This is a genomic window from Mycobacterium sp. IDUB_37 (assembly GCF_055419245.1).
Map to the genome: position 1 here is coordinate 1 of NZ_JBVAXG010000022.1, position 3757 is coordinate 3757.

The window sequence follows — 3757 nt, forward strand, 5'->3', positions numbered from 1 at the left end:
GGTCTCGCGGGTGTCAACGGCGGCGACGGCTATCTGGGCGGCGATGGCGGCGCCGGCGGTAACGGTGCCAGCGGCGGCAACGGTGGTAACGGCGGCGCAGCCGGCGGTGTCGGCGCGAACGCCGGGGCCAACGGCAACGGTGGCGCAGCCACCGCCGGCGGTATCGGCGGCTCAGCAGGCAACGGTGGCGCCGGGGTCAACGGCGCCTCCGGTGTCGCCGGGGTCAACGCGGGCGCAGGCCAGAACGGCGGCGACGGCGGTGCCGGCGGAAAGGGTGGCGCTGGCGGGACCGGCGGAACCGGCGGTAACGCAGGCACCGGCGGAACCGGCGGCACCGCGGGCGTCAACGCCAAGGGCGGCGACGGCGGCCTGGGCGGTAACGCCGGCACCGCAGGCACCGGCGGCCGCGGCGCCGACGGCATCACCGGCTTCATCGACGGCGGCGCCGGCGGCCTCGGCGGCAACGCCGGAGCGATCGGCACCGGCGGCGCCGGCGGCACCGGCCCACTCGGTAACGGAACCACCGCCGCCAACGGCACCGGCGCCAACGGCGCGGCCGGCGGCGCGGGCGGTAACGGTCTGGCCGGCACGGCAGGCACCAATGGCGTCAGCGCGGGCGAGAGCGGCACCAACGGCACCGCAGGCGGCAAGGGTGGCGACGGCGGGGCCGGCGGTAACGCCAGTGCTCTGGGAACCAAAGCCGGCGACGGCGGCGCCGGCGGTAAGGGCGCCGACGGCGGCAAGGGCGGCAGCGGCGTCGACGGTAGCAACGGCATCGCGACCGTCGGCGCTGGCGGCAACGGCCAAGCCGGCGGTAACGCCGGTGCCGGCGCTGATGGCGGTGCCGGCGGTAAGGGCGGCGCCGCCGGTACTGGCGATATCGCCGGCAAGTCTGGCGATGGCGGCGCGGCCGGCAACGGTGGCGCTGCCGGCATTGCGGGCAAGGGCGGCCTAGGCGCCACCGGTGCTAGCGGTCTCGCGGGTGTCAACGGCGGCGACGGCTATCTCGGTGGCGATGGCGGCGCCGGTGGCAATGGCGCCAGCGGCGGCAACGGCGGCAACGGCGGCGCAGCCGGCGGTGTCGGGGCGAACGCGGGCGCCAATGGCAACGGTGGCGCGGCCACCGCCGGCGGTATCGGCGGCGCAGCAGGCAACGGTGGCGCCGGGGTCAACGGCGCCACTGGTGTGGCCGGGGTCAATGCCGGTGCAGGCCAGGCCGGCGGCGACGGCGGCGCAGGCGGCAAGGGCGGAACCGGCGGTACCGGCGGCACCGGCGGCAACGCTGGCACCGGAGGAACCGGCGGCACCGCGGGCGTCAACGCCAAGGGCGGCGACGGCGGCCTGGGCGGTAATGCCGGCACCGCAGGCACCGGCGGCCGCGGCGCCGATGGTGTCACCGGCTTCATCGACGGCGGGGCTGGCGGCAAGGGTGGCAACGCCGGAGCGATCGGCACCGGCGGCGCAGGCGGCACCGGCCCAGCCGGTAACGGCACCACCGCCGCTAACGGTCTCGGCGCCAACGGCGCAGCCGGCGGCGCCGGCGGAAACGGCTTGGCCGGCACCGCAGGCACCAACGGTCTCAGCGCAGGCGAGAGCGGTACCAATGGCACCGCGGGCGGTAAGGGTGGCGACGGCGGGGCCGGTGGTAACGCCAGTGGTCTGGGAACCAAGGCCGGCGACGGGGGCGCCGGCGGTAAGGGCGCCGACGGCGGCAAGGGCGGCAGCGGCGTCGACGGCAGCAACGGCATCGCGACCGTCGGCGCAGGCGGCAACGGCCAAGCCGGCGGCAACGCTGGAGCCGGCGCTGACGGCGGCGCGGGCGGTAAGGGCGGCGCCGCCGGTACCGGCGATATCGCCGGCAAGGCCGGCGACGGTGGCGCGGCCGGTAACGGCGGCGCTGCAGGCATTGCGGGCAAGGGCGGCCTAGGCGCCACCGGCGCTGCGGGTGTGGCCGGAATCAACAACAACGCCGGCGGCGCCGGCGGAAACGGCGGCGCAGGCGGTAACGGCGCCAACGGCGGCAACGGCGGCAACGGCGGCGCAGCCGGCGGTCTCGGCGCCAACGCAGGCACCAACGGTAACGGCGGCGCGGCCACCGCCGGCGGAATCGGCGGCGCCGCAGGCAACGGCGGCGCAGGCGTCAACGGCGCCAACGGCGTCGCCGGAAACAACCAGTACGGCACCGGCAACGGTGGCGGCCAGGCCGGCGGCGACGGCGGTGCTGGCGGCAAGGGTGGCGCTGGCGGGACCGGAGGCACCGGCGGCAACGCGGGCACCGGCGGAACCGGCGGCACCGCGGGCGCCAACGCCCAGGGCGGCGACGGCGGCCTGGGCGGTAACGCCGGCACCGCAGGCACCGGCGGCCGCGGCGCCGACGGCGTCACCGGCGCGATTGATGGCGGCGCTGGCGGCAAGGGCGGCAACGCCGGAGCGATCGGCACCGGCGGCGCAGGCGGCACCGGCCCAGCCGGTAACGGAACCACCGCCGCCAACGGCACCGGCGCCAACGGCGCAGCTGGCGGCGCGGGCGGAAACGGCCTGGCCGGCACGGCAGGCAGCAATGGCATCGACACCGGTGATAGTGGCACCAGCGGTCTGGCCGGCGGTAAGGGTGGCGACGGCGGGGCCGGCGGTATCGCCAGTGGCATCGGCACCAAGGGCGGCGACGGCGGGGCCGGCGGCATCGGCGGCGTTGGCGGCAAGGGCGGCTCGGGCATCAGCGGCGGCAACGGATTCACCGGGGTCGACCAGTACGGCACCGGTGTCGGCGCCGGCCAGAACGGCGGCAACGCCGGAGCCGGTGGCGACGGCGGCGCGGGCGGTAAGGGCGGTGAGGCCGGCGGCGGCGGCACCGGCGGCGGTGTCGCGGGCAAGGCCGGCACCGGCGGCGCGGCAGGCAGCGGTGGCGACGCAGGCACCGCGGGCAAGGGCGGCGTAGGCGCCCTGGGCGGCAACGGTGTGCCCGGAACCAACAACGTCTCCGGTGCAGCTGGCGGCAACGGTGGCACCGGCGGTAACGGCGCCAACGGCGGCAACGGTGGAGCCGGCGGCCAGGGTGGCACCGGCGGCACCGCGGGCAAAGACGGCAACGGCGGCGCAGCCAGCAACGGTGCCGCCGGTGGAGCGGCCGGCAAGGGCGGTGCCGGCCTCAACGGCGCCACCGGTATCGCCGGAATCGACCAGTACGGAACCGGGACCGGTGGCGGCCAAGCCGGCGGTGACGGCGGCGCCGGCGGCCAGGGCGGCGCCGGCGGCACCGGCGGAACCGGCGGTAAAGCGGGCGGCGTTACCGCCACCGCGGGTGCTGACGCCAAGGGCGGCAACGGCGGACTCGGCGGCAACGCCGGCACCGCCGGCGATGGCGGCCGCGGCGCCGACGGCGTCACCGGCGCGATTGACGGCGGAGCCGGCGCCAAGGGCGGCAACGCCGGAGCCGTCGGCGCCGGCGGCACCGGCGGTACCGGACCGCTCGGCAACGGCACCACCGCAGCCAACGGCAGCGGCGCCAACGGTGGTAACGGTGGCATCGGCGGCAACGGTCTGGCCGGTACAACCGGCAAGGACGGCGTCAACGGCGGCAACGCGAATGGCACCGCAGGCACCATCGGCGGCAAGGGCGGCGACGGCGGTACCGGTGGCAACGCCAGCGGCCTCGCGACCAAAGCCGGCAACGGCGGCGCCGGCGGTAAGGGCGGCGTCGGTGGCGCCGGTGGTTCAGGCATCGATGGCCTCAACGGAGTTGCTACCAGCGGTGCTG

Annotated in this window: 1 protein-coding gene; it reads left to right on the plus strand. The window is 77.5% G+C overall.

Features of this window, described 5'->3' with window-relative positions; all coding sequences use genetic code 11:
* Nucleotides 1-3757, plus strand: a 3757-nt coding sequence (locus tag ACZY1I_RS32090; protein ID WP_463761684.1) for a PE family protein, incomplete at both ends; no start/stop codon positions are given.